The organism is Pectobacterium sp. CFBP8739, assembly GCF_013449375.1.
Lineage (GTDB): Bacteria > Pseudomonadota > Gammaproteobacteria > Enterobacterales > Enterobacteriaceae > Pectobacterium.
On the sequence record NZ_JACDRR010000006.1, the window covers coordinates 312,636 to 337,647 of the forward strand.

Annotated in this window: 20 protein-coding genes; 10 read left to right on the top strand and 10 right to left on the bottom strand. The window is 52.0% G+C overall.

What is annotated here, in order from left to right:
• Nucleotides 1–198: 198 nt before the first annotated feature.
• The 3 genes from mazG to eno all read left to right on the top strand — a co-directional run bounded on the left by mazG (nt 199) and on the right by eno (nt 4,269).
• Entirely contained in the window at nt 199–1,011 is an 813-nt protein-coding gene (gene mazG / locus H0247_RS05785; protein ID WP_180741675.1) for a nucleoside triphosphate pyrophosphohydrolase, read from the top strand.
• Nucleotides 1,012–1,237: 226 nt separating this feature from the next.
• Nucleotides 1,238–2,875 carry a glutamine hydrolyzing CTP synthase gene (pyrG, locus tag H0247_RS05790; RefSeq protein ID WP_180741676.1) on the top strand — a complete coding sequence of 546 codons (1,638 nt, stop codon included), beginning with the start codon at nt 1,238–1,240 and terminating at the stop codon, nt 2,873–2,875.
• 98 nt (nt 2,876–2,973) lie between these two features.
• On the top strand, nt 2,974–4,269 hold the full coding sequence (gene eno / locus H0247_RS05795; RefSeq protein WP_180741677.1) for a phosphopyruvate hydratase: 1,296 nt from the start codon (nt 2,974–2,976) through the stop codon (nt 4,267–4,269).
• 160 nt (nt 4,270–4,429) lie between these two features.
• Here eno and H0247_RS05800 read toward each other — a convergent pair whose 3' ends face one another.
• Nucleotides 4,430–5,107 carry a type 1 glutamine amidotransferase domain-containing protein gene (locus H0247_RS05800; RefSeq protein ID WP_180741729.1) on the bottom strand — a complete coding sequence of 226 codons (678 nt, stop codon included), beginning with the start codon at nt 5,105–5,107 and terminating at the stop codon, nt 4,430–4,432.
• Nucleotides 5,108–5,154: 47 nt separating this feature from the next.
• Nucleotides 5,155–6,573, bottom strand: a complete 1,419-nt coding sequence (locus H0247_RS05805; RefSeq protein WP_180741678.1) for a coniferyl aldehyde dehydrogenase — start codon at nt 6,571–6,573, stop codon at nt 5,155–5,157.
• A gap of 169 nt (nt 6,574–6,742) precedes the next feature.
• Here H0247_RS05805 and H0247_RS05810 point away from each other — a divergent pair, with 169 nt between their 5' ends.
• The 3 genes from H0247_RS05810 (at nt 6,743) to H0247_RS05820 (ending at nt 10,678) form a co-directional block, all read left to right on the top strand.
• Nucleotides 6,743–7,633 carry a LysR family transcriptional regulator gene (locus tag H0247_RS05810; RefSeq protein ID WP_180741679.1) on the top strand — a complete coding sequence of 297 codons (891 nt, stop codon included), beginning with the start codon at nt 6,743–6,745 and terminating at the stop codon, nt 7,631–7,633.
• 302 nt (nt 7,634–7,935) lie between these two features.
• The gene (locus tag H0247_RS05815) at nt 7,936–9,495 is read left to right on the top strand and encodes an MFS transporter (RefSeq protein ID WP_180741680.1); all 1,560 of its coding nucleotides are present in this window, start codon (nt 7,936–7,938) and stop codon (nt 9,493–9,495) included.
• Between the two features lie 43 nt (nt 9,496–9,538).
• Nucleotides 9,539–10,678 carry a glycoside hydrolase family 105 protein gene (locus H0247_RS05820; RefSeq protein WP_180741681.1) on the top strand — a complete coding sequence of 380 codons (1,140 nt, stop codon included), beginning with the start codon at nt 9,539–9,541 and terminating at the stop codon, nt 10,676–10,678.
• Nucleotides 10,679–11,067: 389 nt separating this feature from the next.
• On the opposite strand, the gene H0247_RS05825 is transcribed toward H0247_RS05820, so the two are convergent.
• Both H0247_RS05825 and H0247_RS05830 read right to left on the bottom strand, forming a co-directional pair.
• Nucleotides 11,068–11,814: an SDR family oxidoreductase gene (locus H0247_RS05825; protein WP_180741682.1), complete on the bottom strand. Its 747-nt coding sequence runs from the start codon at nt 11,812–11,814 to the stop codon at nt 11,068–11,070.
• A gap of 8 nt (nt 11,815–11,822) precedes the next feature.
• Nucleotides 11,823–12,812 (bottom strand): MBL fold metallo-hydrolase, encoded by a 990-nt coding sequence (locus H0247_RS05830; RefSeq protein ID WP_180741683.1) that lies wholly within the window; start codon nt 12,810–12,812, stop codon nt 11,823–11,825.
• Between the two features lie 98 nt (nt 12,813–12,910).
• Here H0247_RS05830 and H0247_RS05835 point away from each other — a divergent pair, with 98 nt between their 5' ends.
• Nucleotides 12,911–13,843, top strand: a complete 933-nt coding sequence (locus H0247_RS05835) for a LysR family transcriptional regulator (protein WP_180741684.1) — start codon at nt 12,911–12,913, stop codon at nt 13,841–13,843.
• A 15-nt stretch (nt 13,844–13,858) separates the two neighbouring features.
• Here H0247_RS05835 and H0247_RS05840 read toward each other — a convergent pair whose 3' ends face one another.
• Entirely contained in the window at nt 13,859–14,842 is a 984-nt protein-coding gene (locus H0247_RS05840) for an MBL fold metallo-hydrolase (RefSeq protein ID WP_180741685.1), read from the bottom strand.
• A 200-nt stretch (nt 14,843–15,042) separates the two neighbouring features.
• On the opposite strand from H0247_RS05840, the gene queE reads away from it, so the two are divergent.
• Nucleotides 15,043–15,714: a 7-carboxy-7-deazaguanine synthase QueE gene (queE, locus tag H0247_RS05845; protein ID WP_180741686.1), complete on the top strand. Its 672-nt coding sequence runs from the start codon at nt 15,043–15,045 to the stop codon at nt 15,712–15,714.
• 67 nt (nt 15,715–15,781) lie between these two features.
• Here the strand turns inward: queE and queD are convergent, their stop codons facing one another.
• From queD to H0247_RS05860, 3 genes are all read right to left on the bottom strand, one after another.
• Nucleotides 15,782–16,144, bottom strand: coding sequence for a 6-carboxytetrahydropterin synthase QueD (gene queD, locus H0247_RS05850; RefSeq protein WP_015841518.1), 363 nt, complete (start codon nt 16,142–16,144; stop codon nt 15,782–15,784).
• An 81-nt stretch (nt 16,145–16,225) separates the two neighbouring features.
• Nucleotides 16,226–17,560: a glycoside hydrolase family 28 protein gene (locus H0247_RS05855; RefSeq protein ID WP_180741687.1), complete on the bottom strand. Its 1,335-nt coding sequence runs from the start codon at nt 17,558–17,560 to the stop codon at nt 16,226–16,228.
• Between the two features lie 290 nt (nt 17,561–17,850).
• Nucleotides 17,851–18,081, bottom strand: a complete 231-nt coding sequence (locus H0247_RS05860) for a hypothetical protein (protein WP_180741688.1) — start codon at nt 18,079–18,081, stop codon at nt 17,851–17,853.
• Nucleotides 18,082–18,137: 56 nt separating this feature from the next.
• Between H0247_RS05860 and H0247_RS05865 the strand changes: the two genes are divergently transcribed.
• Nucleotides 18,138–19,430 carry an ABC transporter substrate-binding protein gene (locus H0247_RS05865; protein WP_180741689.1) on the top strand — a complete coding sequence of 431 codons (1,293 nt, stop codon included), beginning with the start codon at nt 18,138–18,140 and terminating at the stop codon, nt 19,428–19,430.
• 37 nt (nt 19,431–19,467) lie between these two features.
• Here H0247_RS05865 and H0247_RS05870 read toward each other — a convergent pair whose 3' ends face one another.
• Together H0247_RS05870 and H0247_RS05875 are read right to left on the bottom strand one after the other, a co-directional pair.
• On the bottom strand, nt 19,468–21,162 hold the full coding sequence (locus H0247_RS05870) for a hypothetical protein (protein WP_180741730.1): 1,695 nt from the start codon (nt 21,160–21,162) through the stop codon (nt 19,468–19,470).
• Nucleotides 21,163–21,377: 215 nt separating this feature from the next.
• Nucleotides 21,378–22,118 carry an EAL domain-containing protein gene (locus H0247_RS05875; protein ID WP_180741690.1) on the bottom strand — a complete coding sequence of 247 codons (741 nt, stop codon included), beginning with the start codon at nt 22,116–22,118 and terminating at the stop codon, nt 21,378–21,380.
• Between the two features lie 528 nt (nt 22,119–22,646).
• Between H0247_RS05875 and H0247_RS05880 the strand changes: the two genes are divergently transcribed.
• Complete coding sequence (locus H0247_RS05880; protein WP_180741691.1) at nt 22,647–24,371, top strand: PilZ domain-containing protein; 1,725 nt, start codon at nt 22,647–22,649, stop codon at nt 24,369–24,371.
• Nucleotides 24,372–25,012 lie beyond the last annotated feature (641 nt).

Sequence of the window (25,012 nt, forward strand, 5' to 3'; positions counted from 1 at the left end):
AGCCGGATACCGACGAAGGCATCGCGTAGCGACATAATTTAGCGGGAAGCCAGGGTTCACAGGGCGACGGCGATTGAGCCGCCCTGTGTCGGGCGCGACGCAGTTGTGGAAATGATCGTTGGAGTGCATCGCGCACGAAACCTCTCCGGCTTGTCTGCTATCCTCGTAAAAAATAATTTTTTGATTTTCAGGAATATTATGACCGTATCTTTGACGAATGTCCCTCCCATAGAGCGTTTGCTCGCCATCATGAAAACCCTACGCGATCCTGAAAATGGCTGTCCATGGGACAAAAAACAGACGTTTAACACTATCGCGCCCTATACGCTGGAAGAAACATACGAAGTGCTGGATGCGATCAGCCGTCAGGATTTTGATGATTTGCGCGGTGAGTTAGGGGATTTGCTGTTTCAGGTGGTGTTTTACGCGCAAATGGCGCAGGAAAAGGGCCTGTTCGATTTCTCCGACGTGTGTAACGCCATCAGCGATAAGCTGGAACGCCGCCACCCGCATATTTTCGGGGAGATGACGCTGACGGACAGTGATGCCGTGCTGGCAAATTGGGAACAGACAAAAGCACAGGAACGGGCGGAGAAAGATCGTCATTCCCAGTTGGATGATATTCCTGATGCGCTGCCTGCGTTGATGAAAGCGCAAAAAATTCAGCAGCGTTGTGCGTCAGTTGGCTTCGATTGGGACAGCCTAGGGCCGGTGCTCGATAAAGTGTATGAAGAGATCGATGAGGTGATGTTTGAAGCGCGGCAAGCTGTTGTCGATGAAGAAAAATTAGGTGAAGAGATTGGTGATTTATTGTTCGCCATAGTCAATCTCTCTCGCCATCTGGGACACAAGGCTGAGACGGCGTTACAGGCGGCAAATCGTAAGTTCACTCGACGTTTTCGTGAGGTAGAACAAATCGTTACGGCATCGGGAAAAACGCTGGAACAGGCAACGCTGGATGAAATGGAAGCCGCATGGCAGCAGGTGAAAAAACAGGAAATCAGCCATTAATCTATTTTTATCGATAAGATTGTTTTTTATTGATTTTAAGGTTTTTATTTTATTGTTTTTTAAAGTGATTGTGAGTCGGGGTGAGAGTGGTTTCACCTCGTCTGCACGTGTGTTGGAATCGTCACATTGTGTAAAACGAACATTTGTGGCGTTCATCAGGTTCAGGTATACTACTTTCCCGTCTTGGTACTTCCATCGTCTTTAAACCTAAACTCTCAGGTTCAGCATGACAACTAATTATATTTTTGTGACCGGCGGGGTCGTTTCCTCTCTGGGTAAAGGCATTGCCGCAGCCTCTCTGGCGGCTATTCTTGAAGCCCGTGGCCTCAACGTTACCATCATGAAACTGGACCCGTACATCAACGTGGATCCGGGCACGATGAGCCCGACGCAACATGGTGAAGTCTTTGTCACCGAAGACGGCGCCGAAACCGATCTGGACTTGGGTCACTACGAGCGTTTCATCCGCACTAAAATGTCGCGCCGCAACAACTTCACCACTGGCCGTATCTACTCTGATGTCCTGCGCAAAGAGCGCCGTGGCGACTATCTGGGCGCGACCATTCAGGTGATCCCGCACATCACTAATGCGATTAAAGAGCGCATCATTGAAGGTGGCGAAGGCCATGATGTCGTTCTGGTCGAAATCGGCGGAACTGTCGGTGATATCGAATCCTTACCGTTCCTTGAAGCGATTCGGCAGATGGCAGTGCAAGTCGGCCGCGAGCACACGCTGTTTATGCACCTGACGCTGGTACCGTATCTGGCGGCGGCGGGCGAAGTGAAAACCAAGCCGACACAGCACTCCGTTAAAGAACTGCTTTCCATCGGTATTCAGCCTGATGTGCTAATTTGCCGTTCTGACCGCACGGTGCCTGCCAATGAGCGTGCAAAAATTGCTTTATTCTGTAATGTGCCGGAAAAAGCAGTAATATCCCTTAAAGACATTGATTCGATTTATAAAATCCCGTCGCTATTGAAATCACAGGGGCTGGACGATTATATTTGTAAACGATTCAGCTTGAACTGCCCTGAAGCAAACCTGTCAGAATGGGAACAGGTTGTGTACGAAGAAGCAAATCCGGGCGGTGAAGTCACGATCGGTATGGTCGGCAAATATGTTGCGCTGCCGGATGCTTATAAATCCGTGATTGAAGCGCTGAAACACGGTGGCTTGAAGAATCGCCTGACGGTGAATATCAAGCTGATCGACTCGCAGGATGTCGAAACCCGTGGTGTCGATGTATTGAAAGATTTAGACGCTATCCTGATTCCGGGCGGTTTTGGCTATCGCGGCGTCGAAGGGAAAATCATGGCGGCGCGTTACGCCCGTGAGAACCATATCCCTTATCTGGGCATTTGCCTGGGGATGCAGGTCGCATTAATGGAATTTGCCCGTAACGTTGCCGGAATGGAAGGCGCAAACTCAACGGAGTTTGTGCCAGAATGTAAGTACCCAGTGGTTGCGCTGATCACGGAATGGCGTGATGAGAACGGCAATGTTGAAGTCCGTGATGAAGCCAGCGATCTGGGCGGCACCATGCGCGTTGGCGGGCAGCAATGCCATCTGACCGAAGGCAGTCTGGTGCGTCAGATGTACGGTGAGCAGACGATTATCGAACGTCACCGTCATCGTTATGAAGTGAACAACATGCTGTTGAAACAGATTGAAGCGGCGGGATTACGGGTTGCTGGTCTTTCCGCCGACCGCAAACTGGTGGAGATTGTTGAATTACCCGATCATCCCTGGTTCGTTGCCTGTCAATTCCATCCGGAATTCACATCAACGCCGCGAGATGGACATCCCCTGTTTGCCGGCTTTGTGAAAGCCGCTGGCGCATACCAGAAGCGTCAGGTGAAGTAAGAGTTATATCAGCAACGCGCGATCGCTATCGCGCGTTGTTCGTCTAGGGTTTTAGTTCTGTCTAAAGTTTTAGTTTAACTTGTACTGAGGAAAATCTAATGTCCAAAATTGTTAAAGTCATCGGCCGTGAAATCATCGACTCACGCGGAAACCCAACTGTTGAAGCGGAAGTTCATCTGGAAGGTGGTTTTGTAGGTCTGGCTGCTGCGCCATCAGGAGCTTCTACTGGCTCTCGCGAAGCGCTGGAACTGCGTGACGGTGACAAATCCCGTTTTCTGGGCAAAGGCGTAACGAAAGCCGTTGCTGCTGTTAACGGCCCGATTGCTCAAGCTGTTGTGGGTAAAGACGCGAAAGATCAGGCGAACATCGACAAGATCATGATCGATCTGGATGGTACCGACAACAAATCCAAATTTGGTGCTAACGCGATTCTGGCTGTTTCTCTGGCTGCCGCTAAAGCGGCTGCTGCGTCAAAAGGCCTGCCGCTGTATGCTCACATCGCTGAACTGAACGGCACCCCAGGCAAATACTCTATGCCACTGCCAATGATGAACATCATCAACGGTGGTGAGCACGCAGATAACAACGTTGATATCCAAGAGTTCATGATTCAGCCTGTTGGCGCGAAAACTCTGAAAGAAGCCGTTCGTATGGGTTCTGAAGTGTTCCACAACCTGGCTAAAGTTCTGAAGTCTAAAGGTATGAGCACGGCTGTGGGTGACGAAGGTGGCTACGCGCCTAACCTGGGTTCCAACGCCGAAGCGCTGGCTGTTATCGCTGAAGCGGTAAAAGCGGCAGGCTACGAGCTGGGTAAAGACATTACGCTGGCGATGGACTGTGCCGCGTCTGAATTCTACAAAGACGGTAAATACGTTCTGGCTGGCGAAGGCAACAAAGCGTTCACCTCTGAAGAATTCACCCACTTCCTGGAAGATCTGACCAAACAGTACCCAATCGTGTCTATCGAAGACGGTCTGGACGAATCTGATTGGGCTGGCTTCGCATACCAGACTAAAGTTCTGGGCGACAAAATCCAGCTGGTTGGTGACGACCTGTTCGTAACCAACACCAAAATCCTGAAAGAAGGTATCGAGAAAGGCATCGCTAACTCCATCCTGATCAAATTCAACCAGATCGGTTCTCTGACCGAAACGCTGGCTGCAATTAAAATGGCGAAAGATGCAGGCTACACGGCTGTTATCTCTCACCGTTCAGGCGAGACTGAAGATGCAACCATCGCTGACCTGGCAGTAGGTACAGCGGCTGGCCAGATCAAAACCGGTTCTATGAGCCGTTCTGACCGCGTTGCTAAGTACAACCAACTGATTCGTATCGAAGAAGCGCTGGGTGATGCTGCGCCATTCAACGGCCTGAAAGAAGTTAAAGGCCAGTAATCGTGTTTCTGGCGTATCAGGTCGCTGAGAAAACGGCCTGATATACGCCAACGTGATTAACTCTAAAAATCCAGAAGCGTGAAAACGTTTCTGGATTTTTTTATGCGATCTCTGGGCTGTTGCTACATAAGCTTAACAGCCCCCATATTGCCAGTATTGGTTAAGCCAACTGCTTAAGAAGCGCTTTAGCAACGACTTCCGAGCTTGCCGGATTTTGACCGGTGATCAGCTTGCCGTCTTCAACAAGGTACGGTGCCCAATCTGGGCCTTTTTCGTAGAGCCCGCCGAGTTTCTTGAATTCATCTTCAATCAGGAAAGGTACCACGTCCGTCAACTGAACCGCTTCTTCTTCACCGTTGGTGAAGCCCGTCACTTTGCGGCCTTTAATCAGGGCATCGCCATTTTCTGCTTTCACATGAATCAGTACACCCGGTGCGTGGCAGACAAAACCGGTTGGCTTGTTGGCGCGTACAAAGGCTTCGATGAGCGCGATAGAGACGGGAGACTCCGCCAAATCCCAGAGAGGGCCGTGACCGCCAGGATAGAAGACGGCATCGAAATCCTGTTCGCTGACGGTATCGAGTTTTACCGTATTGGCCAGTTCCTGCTGCGTAGCCGGATCTGCTTTAAAGCGATGCGTTAACTCGGTTTGAAAATCGGCCAGATCGCTTTTCGGGTCGAGAGGCGGCTGGCCGCCAGCAGGGGAGGCGATGACGATCTCGGCGCCTGCATCTTTAAAGGTGTAATAAGGGGCGGCAAACTCTTCCAGCCAGAAGCCGGTTTTATTGCCTGTGTTGCCCAGTTTGTCGTGAGAAGTCAGTACCATTAAAATTTTCATCATTTTTCTCTCTATGGTTGCAGGATGAGCCGGTGAATTGATGCCGATTACCCTTTGAGGGCGGCGACAATCGCGTCTTGTTTCTCATGGTAAGGCGCACGCAGTGTCAGGTTAGACGCGCCATCCTCACTCTGTATGACAATCGGTTTAGCGTGGCTGAAACGACGGAATCCGTGGACGCCGTGGTATGCGCCGATGCCGGATGCGCCAACGCCGCCGAATGGGAGCGTGTCGATAGACACGTGTGTCATCACATCGTTGATGACCAGCGCACCGGATGTTGTTCTGGCAGCGAAGCGCTGCTGCATAGCGTCATCGTTGCTGAACAGATACGCTGCCAGCGGGCGTGGATGCGCGTTGATATAGGTAATCGGTTCTTCTGCTGTCTGATAGGTTTTAATCGGCAGCAGCGGGCCAAAAATTTCTTCCTGCATGATCGTCATATCATCACGCACGCCGAACACCAGATGCGGGGCAATCTTGCGGCTTTTCGCATCGTAGGGCGCTTCGCCTTCCGGTGCCAGACTGACGACGGTTGCGCCTTGCTGCTCGGCTTCTTTCAGAAGTCGAATCAGGCGATCGTAATGCCTGTCAGCAATGATAGACGTGTAATCCGGGTTCGCCTGTAGTGTCGGGAAGCTTTTCTGCATAAAGGCTTTTGCGGCATCGCGGAAAGCCTGCTCCTGACCTTCGGGCAGCAGAACATAGTCCGGCGACAGGCAGATTTGCCCAGCGTTGAAGGTTTTCACCGTCAGCGTACGCTCAGCCGCTTCGGTGATATCTGCGCTGCTATCGATCACGACCGGTGATTTCCCACCCAGCTCCAGCGTGACGGGCACCAGATTCTCTGCCGCGGCGCGCATCACATGTTTCCCAACGGCGGTGCTGCCGGTGAAGACCAGATGATCGAACGGCAGTTCGCTGAATGCCTGACCGATTTCCGCATCACCCAGCACCACAGCCAATTCCAGCGGGTCAAAATAGTGGGCAATCAGTTCCGCCAGCAGTTCAGACGTACGCGGTGTGAGTTCTGACGGTTTCAGAATCGCGGTATTACCGGCAGCAAAAATGTCAGCCAGCGGACCAAATGACAGGTTCACTGGGAAGTTCCACGGGCTGATTACGCCAATCACGCCCAGAGGCTGATGCTGAATCCACGCCTGCATGCCGGGAGCGGGTTCATCAACAGGCTCTGGCTGCATCCAACGCTCAACGTTGTCGATGGCGTTCTGTAGCATCTTCAACGTCGTGCCGACATCAGCGGCGAAGGAGTGATACAGGCTACGATGGCCGAAATCTTCACTCATGGCCTGTGCGAGTGCCGCGTGGTTTTCACGGATCAGATTGATGCTGCGCTGTAAGCGATCTTTACGCAGCGCGGCATCGGCGGGGCCAGATGCAATGTGAGCACGCTTCATCGTATTCAGGATAGCGTGTAAATCCTTTTTGGATTGTTGTGTCGACATGTTGTGTCCTCTTTTATTCGTCGAGTACCAGAGAAAACAGAAAGTTAGCCGGGATTTCCGGGTCACTCAGGATGGGATAAAGGATACTGCAGGGGTTGATCCGCTCGCCAACAAGATTATTATTCGAGGGGTATAAATAATTTTATATCTCAGTCTCTATAGGTATCGTATGTCACTTATTCGCCTACGCACATTTGTGGAAGTCTATCGGCAACGCTCAATTAGCGGAGCGTCGCGCGCGCTGAATCTGACCCAGCCGGCGGTGTCGCAGCACATTGCCGGACTGGAGGTCGCCGTGGGGCGGCGTCTCTTTGAACGTCAGGCGAACGGCGTGACGCCCACCTCGGCGGCAGACGATCTGGCGGCAGATCTGGGCGATAAACTCGATGAAGCCGAGGCGGCACTGGCCTCTGCTCGGGCGAGATCAATGGATGTCGCGGGGACGCTGCATATTATCGGTCATGCGGATTTCATGGCGGAAGTGGTGTCGGAGCAGTTATTGCCGCTGCTTGAGGCTGGCGTGCGAGTGCACATGCATACGGGTGACGGCGATTTGATTAAACAGATGCTGCTGGAAGGGCACTGTGATTTGGGGATAACGGCGCATCCGGTAACGGATAAGCGGCTGAAAAGCGATCTGCTAAAGAGTGCGAGGCTACAGGCGGTGGCGGCACCTGCGATTGTCGAGCGGCTATTGCAGGCAGACGATCTGCCGCAGGCGTTGGCGCAGGAACCGATGCTGGCGTATGACCTTGAATTGCCCCTGATTGATCACTGGCTGAAGAAGAACCGTATGGAAGATAAGGGGCTGGTGCCTGCCGTGGTGAGTCAGGATCTGCGTGCGCTGCGCCGCGTGCTGACCAGCGGATTTGGCTGGACGGTGATGCCGGTGTATTTATGTCAGGATTTGCTGGATGCCGGAGAGCTTGCCATCATTCCGCCTCCTGTCGGCACAACGCAGTTGGATTACTATCTGGCCTGGGTGCCGGGCGCGCTGCGTCAGCCGCGTTTAGCCCATGCGCGGCAGACCTTCCTGTGGCGCTTGCAGCACGCTGAATAGCGCTCTCCTCTGCTCCACAGCGCGTTATTTTTCAAGACCTCACGAGGCAGCGTCCGGTAGCGATGCTGCTTCTCTTCCTGCTGACGCTCCTTCTTCCATCCTGTGATCGCCATAAACGAACTGCGGGTTTCGTTCAGTTAAAATGGCTTTTTATAAAATCTTTGACGCGGATCGCACCCATCTTCCCTGTGCTGCCAGCGCGGAACGAGGGATGGCAAGCGTGCAAAGGTTTTCACTATCGCCGGGCGCTAACGTAGCAGCGTGACACCTTCATAACTAAAAATGTTCGGGGAAGGATGGCGATGAAAACGCGTAAGATCGGTTTGGCGAACTATTTAGCCTACGGTTCAGGGGATTTTCTTGGTGCTGGTACCACGGCGCTGACGGCCGCCTGGTTACTCTATTTTTACACCACGTTCTGTGGCCTGACGCCGATTGAGGCAACCTTTATTTTTGCGATGGCGCGCGTGCTCGATGCCGTCGTCAGCCCGCTGATGGGCTTCCTGACCGATAACTTCGGTTCTACGTGGTTAGGCAAACGCTTTGGCCGCCGTAAGTTCTTTATTCTGCTCGGTATTCCCTGCGTGTTTAGCTATAGCTTCATGTGGGTCGGGGATATGAGCTATTGGTACTATCTGCTGACGTACCTGCTATTCGATATCGTCTACACGATGGTGCTGGTGCCGTATGAAACGCTGGTGCCGGAAATGACCGACGATTTCAAACAGAAAACCAAATTCTCCGGCGCGCGTATCGCACTGGCGCAACTTTCCGCCATTTTAGCCGCGTTTTTGCCGGGCATCTTGCTGGGTTACTTTGGCAAAGATAACGCCGTTTCTTTCTTCTACTCGAGTCTGGTGTTCTCCATTATTTGTGCGCTGGTGTTGACGCTAGTGTATTGCTTTACCTGGGAACGGCCGCGGGATCAGATGTCGGAAGCGTCGCTACGGGCGGAGAAAGAGCGCCAGTCTCTGACGTTAGGCCAAAGCCTGAAGCGGCTGAATGTTGAACTGCTCTCTACACTGCGCATTCGTATTTTCCGCCAGCATCTGGGTATGTATCTGGGCGGGTATATCGCACAGGACGTGTTTAACGCCGTGTTCACCTACTACGTGGTTTTTGTGCTGATGCAGAGCCCGACGATGGCGTCGAACCTGATGGGAACGATGGCGATTCTGCAATTTATCGCGGTGATCGGCATGATCCCGCTGTGTATCCGTTTTGGACCCGCGCCGTCTTACCGTTTAGTGGTCTGTCTGTTTGGCGTGAGTGCGCTCTCTTACGGGGTTCTGTGGTACAGCGGCCTGCATGACACCTTCTCTCTGCTGTTGTTGATTTCTGCGCTGGCTGGCATCGGGCGTGGCGGGATCAACTACGTGCCGTGGAACACTTACACTTACATCGCCGACGTGGATGAAGTGATCACCGCGCAGCGTCGCGAAGGGATCTTCGCCGGCATTATGACGCTGACCCGTAAAGCCTCTCAGGCAGGGGCGGTGATGCTGGTGGGCGTGGTGTTACAGCTCTCCGGCTTTGTATCCGGACAGAGCGTACAGGCTCCGGGCGTCAGCCACACTATCCTGATGATTTTGAGCGTTGGCACCGTGGGCGTGCTGGCGTTGGGCTTCCTGGTTTCCCTGCGCTTTAAACTCAATCTGCAAACGCACAGCGTGCTGCGGGAAGAAACGCTGAAAATGCGCGAAGCCGGACGCCCTGTTCCGGAGAAGATTACGCCGCAGGCGCGGGCAACGGTCGAAATGCTGGCCGGTATGCCGTATGAATCGCTGTGGGGCAACAACAACATCGGTTACCTGAACCGCCATAAAGGCGACAAGCCGATCACGCACGCCACGCAGTCGTAACTGCATTGACCTGTTAACTGATAACTCAATTGGATGAATGACTATGACCGTATTCAGTGTAAAACATAGCCCGCTTTTACGTCAGCCGGAACGCTTCATCTCCCGTGAGGATCTGAAGGCGCTGATTTGCCGCATCACCGACAATCTGGTGAATATTGAGGATAAAACCGGTGAGTTCTTGTTACGGCTGGACGATGGTCGGGTGATTGATACCAAAGGCTGGGCAGGTTGGGAATGGACGCACGGCATCGGGCTGTACGGGATTTACCAGTATTATCAGCAAACGGGTGACGAGCAGATGCGCGCCATCATCGACGACTGGTTTACTGCGCGTCTGGCGGAAGGCACACCGACGAAGAATGTGAACACGGTGTGCCCGTTCCTGACGCTGGCTTATCGCTATGAAGAAACGGGCGATGCGCGCTGGTTGCCGTATCTGGAGCGCTGGGCGGAGTGGGTGATGTACGAAATGCCGCGCACGGACAAGCAGGGCTTGCAGCACATTGTTTATAACAACGAAAACCACCAGCAGCTGTGGGACGACACGCTGATGATGAGTGTGCTGCCGTTGGCGAAAATCGGCAAGCTGTTAAATCGGCCGGAGTTTGTGGAAGAAGCCACGTATCAGTTCCTGCTGCATGTGCAATATCTGATGGATCGCGAAAGCGGCCTGTGGTTCCACGGCTGGACGTTCGAAGGGCAGCACAACTACGCCAAAGCACGCTGGGCGCGTGGCAACAGCTGGCTGACCATCGTGATTCCTGAATTTATCGAACTGCTGGATCTGCCGGAACACAATGCGACGCGCCGCTTCCTGTTGCAGGTGCTGGAAAGCCAGATTGCAGCGCTGGCGAAATATCAAGATGACAGCGGCCTGTGGCATACGCTGATCGACGATCCGAATTCGTACCTTGAAAGCTCGGCAACCGCCGGTTTTGCCTACGGTATTTTGAAAGCGGTGCGCAAGCGCTACGTCGACCCGAGCTACGCTGAAGTGGCGGAGAAAGCGATTCGCGGCGTGATTCATCACGTTAATGAGGACGGCGAACTGACGCAGGTGTCATTCGGCACCGCGATGGGCAACGATCTGGATTTCTACCGCAACATCGCGCTGACCTCCATGCCGTACGGTCAGGCAATGGCGATTCTGTGTCTGGCGGAATACTTGCGGGTGTATCTGTAATTAGCTCATCGCTCTGGTCTGTGAGGGTGAACTCTTATACACAAATGCTGATAATTTTTATGGTGTTGACGTTATCCGGCGTGAAAATTATGCAGCGGTGCGCTTGACCGCCGAGTGAGCGACAGGACGTCGCGAAAGCCAGCGCCATGCCGGGAGCATGTCGCTGGCGGCTCGAAAAGCGGGCATGGGTACCGGTGGAACCGCGTAGCGGCATAATTTAGCCGGAAGCCTGGGTTCGTAGGGCGGCGGCGACTGAGCCGCCCTACGTCGGGCGCGTGTACGGTATCGCATAAGAGTGGCGGTGGTGTGGCGCACGAAAGCCTCTCTTAACCTGCATATAAATGTGATTAAGAGACAGGCTAAGCGGGAGGAACCTGTATAGGTTGCGTCTATTTCCCGCCCGCGAGGTCGATAAAATTCCCAGTAACGTAAGACGCCTCATCCGATAACAGCCAGCCTATTGCTTGCGCGACCTCCATCGGGTGACCACCTCGTTTCATGGGCAGCGAATGTTTAATGCGATCGACTCTTGCCGGTTCACCGCCGTCAGCGTGCATATCGGTATAAATAAAACCAGGTCGCACGGCGTTAACGCGAATGCCCTGATCGGCAACTTCCAGCGATAAGCCAATGGTCAGCGTATCGAGCGCGCCTTTTGATGCCGCATAATCAATATATTCATGCGGTGAACCCAGCCGAGCGGCGGCGGATGACACATTGACGATAGCACCACCTTTTCCACCATGGCGGAACGCCATACGCTTAACCGCTTCCCTTGCACAGAGAAAACTGCCTACCGTATTGGTCGCAAACATGTCGTTAAGCCGCGCGGCATCAAGCTGTTCAATGGTGGCTTGAGGTTTAAGCATCGCGGCGTTATTCACCAGACCGGTGAGGCAACCAAGTTCTTTATCCATCCGCTTAAAAAGCGCAATAACTTGCTCTTCATCGGCGATATCGACCTGAACGGCGATGGCCGTTCCTCCACTTGCGCGAATCTCGTCGAGAACGCTATTCGCACTGTCCTGCTGGGTGCGGTAACCGATACAAATCTTGTGGCCTTTTTCTGCCAGATAGCACGCGGTAGCGCGGCCAATGCCGCGCGAACCGCCAGTAATCAACGTAATGCGTTCCATTCTGCCCCTTAGTTTTTGAGCCCCGCCATACTGTAATTCGCTGGGAGCCAGCGGTAACCGTTTGGTTTACCGTTAGCATCATACACGGCTTTGACCTGACCCAAACCGGGGAAGGAAATGTGTGCCGCACCAATCCATTCATTATTGCGCGCTGCCTCTGCCAGAATCGTTAAACGCGTTTCTGCGGCTTCATCCATGTTGCGATCGAAATCGATCGTAGTCATGGGGCGAGGAAATTGCACGGCCTCGGCATGGATCGTATCGCCCCATAGTGTCAATTTCTGTCCATCACTTTCGATCTGATAAAGGCTATGCCCCGGCGTATGTCCCGGTGCTGGTATAGCGGTAATGCCGGGAAAAAGCTGCTGCTGGCCGGAGAAGGTTTTTAGCCTATGGGCGGCAATCACAGGTTGCAGTGAATCTTCAGATTGTCCGAACGTATGTTTCTCGCTCTCCCGCACATGATCACTGTTAGCTGGATTGAGCCAGAAATCCACATCCTTCTGGTTAACGTAAACGGTGGCATTAGGGAAAACCAGTTTGCCGTCACGCGACACGCCGCCAGAATGGTCGGCATGAATATGGGTCAGCAGTACGGTATCGATCTTCTCGGGCGGATAGCCAGCGGCGCGCAGGTTATCGGGTAATTTCCCTCCCAGTTTCCCAAACAACGGCCCGGCTCCCGTGTCTACCAGTATCAGCTGTTTGCCCGTATTGATGAGATACGCGTTAATGGAGGTCTCCACCTGCGGCTGGAGATTCTTTTGTGCCAGTAGATCTAGCATTTCCTGATGGGAAATATGAGTGAGCAGTTTATCCAGTGGAATAGTGACCGTGCCGTCAGAAAGGGCGGTGATTTCAAATTGGCCTAGCATCATCCGGTAATAACCCGGTGCCTGTGTTCTCAGTTGAGGCACCGCTTCAGCACTGGCTATAACGGGCATTCCCGCGAGTAAAACGACCGATGATAACGTCTGCTTCAGAATATTTATTTTCATCCTGTACTCCTAGAAGGTGACCCTGCTTGTCAGGGATTGGAAGGATTATTCTGTTGGTTGTACTATTGTTCAAATTGATTAATTTGATACTGATTATCATGGAAAATGATTTTCACGGCGTGGATTTAAACCTGCTGGTGACATTTCTGGTGTTGTATCGCGAGAAAAGTGTATCCGCAGCGGCGGATAAGCTGCATTTGGGGCAGCCTGCCGTGAGCGGGGCGCTGGCGCGTTTACGTACGCTGTTTGACGATCCGCTGTTTATCCGTACGGGACAGGTGATGCGCCCGACGGCGCGTGCGGATTATCTGGCGACCCAGTTGTCACCTGCTTTTGAACACTTACAGTCGGTTCTGGGTGAGCCTGAGAGGTTTGATCCGCTGACCGATTCGCGTGTGATTACGTTGGGAATGACCGATTGGGTGGAAATCTGGTTGATGCCGCTGCTGCTGAAACGGCTCAAAACCCATGCCCCTTATTTACGTATCAACCTTGTGGCCACCGATCCGTTTTTGGATGTGGCGCGTCTGGAAAATGACAGCGTCGATCTGGTGGTGTCCGTCGCCAGTTCACAGGCAGGTTGGCTGAAGCAACAGCCCTTACTCTCGTCAGGATTCAGGGCGTTGTGGCATCCGGAGCAGCTTGATCTGCCGGGTCCTCTTTCTTTGACCGTATACAGCCAGCAGCGTCATTTACTGGTGACCTACCGTGAACGTGCGCATGGCATTGTGGACGACATGTTGGAAAAACAGGGAATGGTACGGACAATTCATTACACCACGCCGCATTTCTCTGCTTTGCCGGGAATCTTGCAGCAAACGCCGGCAATCGCTACCGTGCCGGAAAAGCTGGCGACACTGTGGTGTCAGCATTATGGCCTGATCGACAGCCCCGTACCGCTAGCGTTACCGACGTATACGCTCTCGGCGCTTTGGCATGCTCGGCAGGACAGTAACCCAGCGATAAAGTGGGTGTATGAGCAAATTGCTGAGGTGGTTGCAGAGCAGGAGGCAGACTGGCCTCCTGCTTGAGTGGCAGCCTGGAAATTATTGTGATAACCCAGCCACGCTGTAATTCGCTGGGAGCCAGCGGTAGCCGTTGGTGGTGCCGTTGCGTTCCAGACGTGTACCCACATGGCCGATGCCGGGGAAAGGTAGGTGAGCGCCTGCAACCCAGTAACCCTGACTGGCGGCGTCTGCCAGCGCTTTATTACGGGATTCCGTCGCCTGATCCATATTCGAATCAAAGCTGATGGTGGTGGCTGGTAAGCTCATCTGCACCGCTTCCGCATGAATGATGTCTCCCCAAGCCAGCAACTTTTTGCCTTCGCTCTCAATCAGAAACGATGTATGCCCCGGCGTATGTCCCGGGCTCGGAATCACGGTGATGCCGGGTAACAACGTTGCCTGCTGAGCTGGGAACGTTTTCAGCTTGTTCTCTTTGCGAATGGCGTCAAAGGCACTTTGCACGCGTTGGAACGCGCCCTTTCTGTTTTCCGGTGCGTTTTTCAGATTATCTGGGCTGAGCCAGAAATCGGCTTCAGGCTGGCTGACATACACGGTGGCATTCGGGTAGTTCAGCTTATTGTCCTGCACTAAACCGCCAAAATGGTCGCCGTGCAGATGGGTCATCAATATGGTGTCGACCTGCTCAGGTTTATAGCCCGCCGCAATCAGATTCGGCAGCACTTTTCCGACCGTAGGATTGCTTTGTTTACCGTTGCCGGTATCGATCAGAATCAGGTGTTTGCCGGTATTGACCAAATAGGCGTTGATGGAGGTTTCCACCTGCGGCGTCAGCGCTTTTTCTGCCAGCAGTTCGGTAATTTTTTCCGGTGGGGTACGCTGTAACAGCTTGTCCATCGGCATGGTATTGGTGCCATCAGCCAGCGCGGTAATTTCGAACTGACCGAGCATCATGCGGTAATAGCCCGGTTGAGTTTTAATCTGCGCGATGTCCTGCGCCTGAGCAAATGCAGGTACAAAGGCACATGAGACGAATAATAGGGCTAACGGTTTCAATAACTTCATTGATGCTTTTCCTTGTAAGTAATGAGTAATGAAAGCAGGCGAAATTGTAACAACAGATTGATTATTGACGCATGGGGCGAATTACTCAACTGTCCCCGAACCGTATGTGTCCGCCAGATTTGCCACGGCATCGCCGCCGTCCTGCAACGTGGAGGATTTAGGGTATAATGCCTTTTTAAGTGAACGAGACAGTGAAAAACATGCAGTACCCGATTAATGAAATATTCCAGACGTTACAGGGCGAAGGCTATTTTACCGGTGTGCCGGCGGTGTTTGTGCGCCTGCAAGGGTGCCCGGTCGGCTGTAGCTGGTGCGATACCAAACACACCTGGGACAAACTGGCAGAGCGGGAAACCTCATTGGATCAGGTGCTGGTAAAAACGGAAGAAAGCGATACCTGGGGTGCGGCGACGGCGGACGATATTCTGGCGTTGATGACGCAGCAAGGCTATACGGCGCGCCACATTGTGATCACCGGCGGTGAGCCCTGCATCCACGATTTGGCACCGCTGACGCTACATCTGGAAAAACAGGGTTTCAGCTGCCAGATCGAAACCAGCGGTACGCACGATGTGCGCTGCTCGCCTAAAACCTGGGTGACGGTATCGCCAAAAGTGAATATGCGCGGTGGTATGAAGGTGCTTGATCAGGCGTTGCAACGGGCGGATGAGATCAAACACCCTGTGGCGCGTGAGCGTGACATTGAAGCGTTGGATGCGCTACTGGCGCGGCTTGATGATGGTAAGCCGCGTATTATCGCGCTACAACCGATCAGCCAGAAAGACGATGCGACCAAGCTGTGTATTGCAACCTGCATCGCCCGTAACTGGCGGTTGTCTATGCAGACACATAAATACCTGAATATTGCCTGATATTTATCGATGGATAGTCGCGGCGTGAGAGAGGGGTTTTCACGCCAGACTACACACCACTTCTTCATTACTCGCCTTTATAGACGCAGCCAGCGGTGCACGTTTCTTTCACCATCACGGCGCTGAGTAGCGGTAATGTCGGCTTCAACTGATGCCAGATCCAGTGCGCCAGCACCTCGCTGGTCGGGTTTTCCAATCCTGGAATCTCATTCAGGTAGTGATGATCTAACCGTTCCCACGTCGGTTTGAACGCGGCTTTCAGCTCAGAGAAATCCATCACCCAGCCGGTATGCGGATCCACTTCACCGGTAATTTCCAGTCTCACCATGAAAGAGTGCCCATGCAGCCGCCCGCATTTGTGGCCTTCCGGCACGTGAGGCAAATGATGCGCGGCTTCAAACTGAAAATCTTTAAATAGCGTAGTGACCATAACGAGGTTCCCGGTTTCGTTCTGAAAAAGGGGCTTTCAGAACACAGTATGCAAAAACCGTCGCATACTACCCGAAAGCGCTTACTCTTCCAACTGCACTATCGTCGCGTGGCTCCAGCCGGAAGGCAGCGGCTCAGGGCGGTGGAACGTCATGTGGCTGGTGGTCAGGTTCACAACGCCGCGTGCGAATAACACGGGCATACCGCCAGGGTAGGACTCAACGCCGAATGCACGTCCCGTTGTGGGATCGACCCGATAGGCATTATCCAGCCCCATACCCGTAGGGCGTTCTGGGTTGCAGGGCGGACGTACATCGTACATGCCCTGTTCTGGCGAGTCGCTTTGCCGCTGTTCGAGGTGCACGACATGGAAATGGACATCGCGAATGTAACCTACAGGCGTGCTGTGCAGGTTAATCGCCCCCTCGCTGATCCCCGCGATCTGAGAAAACTGTACCGCTTCGATCCGGCCCGGTTCGATGTTGGGATCGCGATAGCGTACGGAGATAAAGATCGGATCGGCTTTGCCCCAGTGGCACGGGTGCGCAGCGACACAGTGGAACGTAATGTTGCTGAACTGTAGACGTCGGAACGCACCGCCATCGCGGGAGATCAGGCCAATGGCTCGGTTGGTCTCGTAAATGGCGCAGTTGCTGACGGAAATATCTTCAATATCGGCAAAGGTTTCGGTGCCGACCTTCAGGGCGCAGCTCTTGGATCGTAACAGGCAGTTACTGATGACAACCTGCTGCACCTTACGTTGCAGATGGGGCGGTTTATTAGTGGTTTTGATGCACAGCGCATCGTCGGCGGCGCTCAGCGAGCAGTTGCTGATTTGCACCTGCTGGCAGCTGTCGAGATCCAGCGCATCGGTATTTGCCATGCTCAGATCGTTATCAATCGTCAGACGCTCGACGATGATTTGACGACAGCTAACCAGATGCACGGTCCACATCGGGGCATGCTCAATCGTAAAATCACATAGGCGGACGTGTTCGCAATCCTCAAAGACTACAATGCGTGGGCGATGTTGCGCAGGCAGGCGATAACCCTGATCGTCGGGTTCTGCCGAGAAATAGGCATCGGCATTTCCCATGATCTTACCCTGACCGCAGATCGTGATATTGCGTTGCTGATAAGCATAAAGAAACGCACGGTGCGACAGTTCGGCCATGCTGAGGGTGGTGGCCTGCGTAAATTGCTCATAGTCACCGCTGACGATTAACTCTGCTCCCGCTTCCAACAGCAGGCAAAAATTGGACGGCAGCAGCAATCCTCCTAATAGATAGCGTCCTGGCTCGACCGTCAGGGTGCCGCCGCCCTGTGCCGCAATCCGATCGATAGCCTGCTGAAAGATGGCAGTATCCGGCGTGATACCGTCGGCAGCGGGGGAGTATGACTGAATAGAGTGCTTCATCGCGTTATCCTATCTGATCGAGCCTGCTCCGATTGCAGCACGTTTTCTGGCCTTTGGCTGTGGCTGTCGTGATGAAATCTGCGGAGGTTGGAGCGGGCTTCACAGCGTATGGAATGTGGCGTAAGAGAATGTGAAAAGCATAACGAAGAAGGTGAGGCGGCATTTTATATGATGTGTGTTTCATCACGTTTTTACGCTGCTTTTTCTCTTTTTCCGTATACATGGAGCGATTTTGTTGTTTTTGTGTTTCTTGTTTGTGAATTAAATCTCTTTTTGGTGTAGTGCGTCAGTTAATGATGTGAGGCACCTCCCTGCTGCGCCAGATAGCGCTCGCGTCGCGTGGTTGAAACGCCCGCTAGCGCGATGCGGTCATCACCATTTCTTCCGCCAGTCCCGCAAATCACGCGTTTTCCCGCCATCGCGGCTGGCGCGGCAAAAAGGGTTCTGCCTATCTTGTCAGGGTGAGGGATAGGTTGATTCCCAAAATGCCAGGCGGTTACGTACCCGACCCGCTTTCTCATCCACACACCACACCAGTACGCCAAACACACACAATAATAATGTCGTTGGGGGAAAAATGAGATTACTTGGACTGATTGTCATCGCCTTCTCTGCGCTCTGTTCCGTTGCGCAGGCTGCTGATCCAGTGGAATTACGCCTCTCTTGGTGGGGAGGAAACAGCCGTCATCAGGCGACGTTGACTGCGCTGGAAGCGTTTCAGAAAAAATATCCGCACATCAGCGTGAGGCCGGAATATACCGGTTGGGACGGGCACTTATCCCGTCTGACCACACAGATTGCTAGCGGTGAAGAACCGGATGTCATGCAGGTAAACTGGAACTGGTTGCCGATTTTCTCCAAAACCGGTACTGGTTTTTATGACCTGAATAAGCTGATCGATACGCTGAAATTGCAGGATTTTCCCGAAGATGCACTAAAACCTGCGACAATTGACAGCAAAGTAAACGCGATTTCCACCTCGTTGAATGCGCTGGTGATGTATTACAACGCGGAAACCTGGAAGAAAGCCGGGTTGCCGTATCCCACCACTTGGGATGAGCTGTTCCAGGCGGGCAAGGTATTTAAAGAGAAACTGGGCGATAACTATTTCCCCATCGCCTCGCCTGCACAGGACAGCGGTGAAGGATTGCTGGAACTGCTCAACTATTACATGACGCAGAAATACCAGATTGGCATGATCGACGAAAAGAACAAACGCTTTAACTACAGTGATGCGCAATGGATCGAGGCATTTCGCTTCTATAAGCGTTTGATCGACGAACACGTGATGCCGTCCTCGAAGTATTACAATGCGTTCGGCAAAGTCGGGATGTATGAAACGCGTCCTTGGATTAATGGGGAATACGGCGGCGCCCATCTGTGGATTTCGGTTGTGAAGAAATACGCCGATCCGTTGGCGGCACCCGGCAAGCTCGAATTAGGCCCCTACATCATGATGCCGGGGTCGGATAATTCCGGGCAGTTCTTCAAACCCTCCATGCTGTTTGCCATCAGTAAAAATACCAAACATCCGAAAGAAGCGGCGCTGTTGTTGAACTATCTGATGAACGATCCTGAAGGCGCGCTGCTGATGGGCACCGAGCGCGGTATTCCGCTCAGCCGTATTGCCAGACAAGCGCTGGAGGAAAAGCAAAAGCTGGATACGAACGATCTGTCGGTTGTCGGATTATCACTGGCGCTGCAAAAACCGATGCAAACGCCCGTTTCCTCCTATCTTGAAGATCCGCAGCTTGCCAGTTTGATCCTGCAAACTATCGAACAGCTCGACTATGGCAAGAAGAGCGTGGAAGAATCGGCGAAAAACTTCAGCAATTCAGGCGAGCGCATTCTGAAGCGGGTGATTCGCTAAGCATTGACCAGATAAGGTTGTTACTGACTACGGTATTTTACTGGCCGGTGCGTGACGCGAGTTCAGCCAACTGCTGTTGCAGGCTATCGGCTAACGCGCGTGGACGCCCGGCATCAAACATCACATGCATGCTCACCGGGTACGCTCGGTGTTGCAGGCAGAAATCTTCCATCTCATGCCCGATCCCGTATAGTGCCTGAATATTGGTTTTGGCGATTTCCCGCAGCGTCCAGTTGTTCTCCACCTGTTCGCAGTAGTGCAACGTAAAGAAGGCTTTCTGCGCGTGAACAAAAGCGCGGCAATACAGCGTCAGGCCGCGCCATTCCTGCTGCCAGCGTTGCCTGAGCGCTTCTGGCATCGTGTGTTCACGAGAAAATTGCAGAGCGGCCTGCTGGCACTGTTCCGCCAGTTGCCATGCGGCATCTTTCTCTTTCGCGATGTGGTAGAGGTTCTGCGAAGCCAGCTCCGCATGCTGCGGATCGAACGTAATATCCTGACCCGAGCCCGGCAACCAGTGGTTACGATTGAGCTGACCGTACAGGCTCCAGATCGCCTGACCAAAGCTGGTTGGCAGCAGACTGTGGCGGTGAAACACGTGGTGGCGGGCGTACAGCGACAGGGAGATAGCTTGATGTGCCTGATCCAGCAGAGCCTGCATCGTATGCAGTACCGTCTCATCCGGCTGCCATTGATAACGCACCATCAGCCATTGTGCAAACAGCGCACTTTCGTTGGTCGATGTGGTCTGGTGAGTGAGTAAACGGGAACAGGCGAACAGCGTAAATTCGCTGAGCGTGCCGATCACGCTGTGATTATCTACGCCCTCCCAACTGATACGACACAGTGCGCTGACAATGTCGGGATTTTTCTCCCGACACCACAGTAGCCGCCCTTGCACTTCGGTGTAGCGCAGGAAGGGGAGGTTACCCCAGCCGACTTCTTCCCCAGCCAAATCCAGCTCGACCCAGACTTCGCGTCCGCTGACATCCAGCAGCGCGGGGTTATTGGGAAACTCAGGCCAGAAGCGTTCCGGCGTGACTTTGATCGCGACAGAGACGGATTCCGGCAGCGTGCGAATGGCGTTCAGCACATTACCGATATCCTGATGGCTGGCGGGAAAGGCACGCAAGACCAGGTGGCGCTGATGGTAGTGCATCACGCGTGCGACGGCGGAGAAGAGGCGGTGATAGATCTGTTCGCTGTCGGTGCTGGTTGGCCAGTGCGTGGTGACGGGAACGATGCCGTTGATCTCATCGCCAGAAGGCGCGGAAAAGCGCAGCAGGCTATCGCTATTGGAGATCGCCAACAGCAGGCCGCTTAGCCGCGGGATCTGCTGCATCAGCAGTTCGACTTTGGCGGCAAGGTAGTCGCACCAAAAATCGGTATCCATACGGAGGCTATGTTTGTCGTCCAGTAATTCCGGGTGATGGAGCAGTAAATCCGTAGGAAACGACAGCTCTTTGCATTGCAAATACAGCGCCAGTCCCTGTTCACGGCAGTGCGCCGCGACCTGATTCAGGTAAACACATCGAGAACGCTGCTGGCTGCTGATGCGATCGTCAAAACGCGCGTTATTGTAGGCTTCTGGCGTGACCAGCTTATCCAGTAAATCTGCTGCGCCCAACACCAGCGTATTGAAACCCTGTTCGCGGGCATAATCGATAACCGCAAGGATCTGTTGCCAGTGCCAAATATCTTGCGTATTGAGTTCCAGCGCGCGCCGTTGCCACATCATTTTTCTCCCGTTGCCAGTGGCGTGAGTATCGCATTGATGTGCTATCGCAAAAGATAAATTCCTGGGGCGAACGCCAGAAATGTGAGCCTGTTCGCTAATGTCGTTCGTATAAGAGGTTGTTGGCAGGGCGGTTATTGTAGGAATGTCGATTATCGGCGGCATGATGACGCATTCACCAGCCGACGTAGGGTGACAGAAATGAAGGATATCGGCTAAAAACCTTCCAGCAGCCTTAATTGGCTGAATGTGAGTGGCCGATAGAAGATATATCCTTGAATCCCAATGGGATGGTATTTATTTAACCGGTTCAGATCGGTTGCTTTCTCAACGCCTTCACAGATAATGTTTACGCCAAGAGGCATGAGTTTGTTCAATAAGATCTTTAGTTTTTGTGATTTTGTCTCTTCTTTACCGATGCCATCGATAATAGAACGATCAATTTTTATGGTATCGAAGTCAAACAAGCTCAGGCTGTCTATTTGTAGATTTCCTGCGCCGAAGTCATCTAATGAAATCATAAAGCCATATTTCTTGGCCTGATTTAAAAAAGGTATCCCATCTATTAACTGCTGTCGGGTCGTTTTTTCACTGATCTCTATTTCTATATTTTTCGGGTTAACCTGATGCATGACGCATTTTTGGTATAATTTTTCCAGATAGGCGGAGTTATTAAAAAGTAAATGTGAAAGGTTGAAAGATATTGTCATGCTGCTTTTGTTTTTTATTACCTGACAGACAATATCAAACATGAAATCTGTTACTTTATCGATTGCTTTATATTTCTCTATTTTATCTATAGTTTGCTGAGTTGATATGAGCATGCCTTCCGAATTATAAAACCTGACGAGGGCTTCATAGCGGAATATTTTATTGTGAGGGAGATGGATGATAGGCTGGAACTCTGCTGTCAACCTAAGGATTTTTCCATCAATATTCAATGTTGTTGTATTCATTTTACTGATTACTCACCCTCTCCATAGAAATAGGAATTCCACAGCCTTGCTCGTCTGGATTCTACACAGCAATTTGGAATAGTTGGAAATTGTTTAAAATGATCAATAATCCCTATTTGATAGCTTAAGGCTATTGAATGAAAATTAATGATCGTTTAAATCTATTTTATCTTTGGTGTTTTACTCTGTTCTTTATTAACTTTAGTGATATTTTATATTGGTTTTTTTCGTTTAACTGGTTTATATGTTGATTTTTGTATGAATTTAAATCAATTTATCAGGTGCGTACGATCGTTGTGACTTTATGGCATCCTTGTTAGGATGATGAACAACATTAAGCTCGACGTTTCGTAATGATATCGAAGGATGAAAAATCAGAAATTGCATTTTAATTACATTTTTATCAGTAAGAATAAGCATTTTTATAAAGCTGTGAACCCTGCATAAAAGTTCGTTTTTATTAATAAAGGGAAATCCTTTTTTGGATTTTTGGGTATATCACTATCGCGTTAATAGGTAGATATTATAGTGGAACATTTTTCTCCTCCGCCCGCTAAAGTTATTAGCACATTGCTGCAACATCCCTATGTGATGTCTATCTATGCCAAGGATATGCTATATGCATTAAAGGCAGACATTTCGGAATTGAATCTGGATAAAAACCGTATCGTGTTGGCAGTAGAATATTCTGGCTCGGATATTGACAGATACCTTGCCGATGGTGGTTTGCATTTTGATTTGGAGGCGCTCAAAGGTACGGAGAACATCGAACGGGAAACCTACAGCCTTTGTAATATTCCCACCCAATTATTCAAGACCGATAGCATGTTTTATCGTCTGGAATGTCGCTTGCCAGACTCTGTTTTCGTCACTGAAAACCGAGGGGGGATTCGTATTCCTTTTATTCTCGGCATGCAAGCTCGTGTTCGTATCGAAGTCTATATGCATACGCTTAACGTGCCTGGAACGCTGCGTAATTTATCGACCGGTGGTTGTCTGGTTGAAATCGATCTGGTGGAAAGTATTGCTATTGACGTCGGTCAGGCTATTCCCGGCATTACGTTGGAGTTTCCCAACGGGGAAAGCTTTTATGCCGAAGGAAGAATCCGCCACATTCGGCCCTTTGGGAATAATGGCTATGCGGCTGTCGGCATCCAGTTTATCAATTTGTCGTCATCTCAGTCTGAAGCCCTGCTTCAGTACACGAATGAGTCGGAAAGAGAGGCGGCATACCGAACTGGCGTCACTGGCAGCATGGTGTATCCGTCCCCGTTGTTCATTCCGGGCACCAAGGAGAAAAATCTCTTGCTGCGAGAAAGCCAGGAACGTGAGAAACGTACTCGCCAGACGCCTATGGAACGAGGCGTCATGGAGGTTGCCCATCGGCTTCAGATTGGGCTGATGTACATCAAAACGCGCAATCAACTGCCTGTTGAGATCTTTTATGACTGTGTCGATACCCTGCTTTATATGGTCAAAAAAGAGAGAAAGGCTTTTCTGTATGCGCTGTCGTTTCTGCGTGATGAGGCGGATTGGGTCAGGCATGCCGTGCAGGTTGCGGGAAAGCTGGCCGACATGCTGCTCCTTGCCGATCCGCACGATCCCTATGCGCGCGAGGCGGTGTTAGGTGCGTTACTCCACACCATGGGGAAGCCGCTGTTGGTCAACGCCCGCCTGCCGTCGCTAAAGGTCAACATGAATCCGACACAGAAAGCGATCCTGAGCGGTCACGTGGCGGTGCTGTGCGAGAAGTTACGTGAACTGGGCTGGGCAATCAGCCCAACTTGCCGCGATGTCATCGAGAATGCTAACGAGCGTTTGGACGGCAGCGGCTATCCGCAAGGCAAACGCGCTGAACCATTGTCGCCGTTAGTCCGCTTGGTCTCTGTGATTAAGGCGATTAATAAGCTCAGGCATGCGCGTAATGGTGTTTCGCCCCGCACGCCGTTGGCTGCCTACCGCAAAATCTATGAGGCGAACGCCGCCTATGACAAGGCGGTGCTGGTTAAATACGTCCAGATTTATGGTCTCTACCCAATAGGCAGCCTGGCGAAATATTCGGGAGGCTTCCTTGGATGGGTGATGGATATTGATAAAAAGGGGCGACCTATTGCGGTGCACCTCGTCAAAAACCTCCGCTTTCCTGACACCAATATCAGCAGCGTCGTCTCTAAAGGCGACTTGTTGCAGGTCGGCCAGCTCGAAAACATCGTGAGTCCAGACGATTTCGGCATGAAAGTCCTGAAAATTTAGTGAGTACCTTGTTTGTAGCTGTCTCTTAGCAACATTTTTATGCCACTGTGGGGGCAGTTTCGTGCGCGATAATACCGTTATTGTCATGCTACCTCGTAGCACGCGCCCGACACGTGGCGGCTCAAACGCCGCTCGCCCCGTGACCCCTGGCTTTCGGCGGGGAATTATGCCGCTGACGCGGTTCCTTCGTCGGTATCAGGCTTAACGGATCGCTTGCGACACGTTTACTCGCCCCATAAATGGGGCTCGCCCTTCGGGCCAGCACGAGTGCTGTTCAAAAACGTCTCTGACGTTTTTGTCCTACGTGGCGCAAGCTCTCGCCGCGTCCATGCGGCTCATCCTAAGCCTGCTATCTCCTCAGCATAATTTTTTACGCCGGATAACGGCAAAATCCGCGATGCCCTTTGTATTTACGTATGAAGGACTGGTTTATATGGGCTGCGCATAAGCCCCTCTTTCTCGAATGCATTCTTACTGATATCGCCATGTAACGCGCGTGCCATCAGCCATAACACTTTAAGCAATAAGGATTATCAGAAAAACCATTTAGTCATTTTGGTTATTTAATATTTCCATCATTTCTTTAATTGTTAAGATGCAGATCGTTACCCTTATCCTCCATCCATCTTTTTATTGCCTAT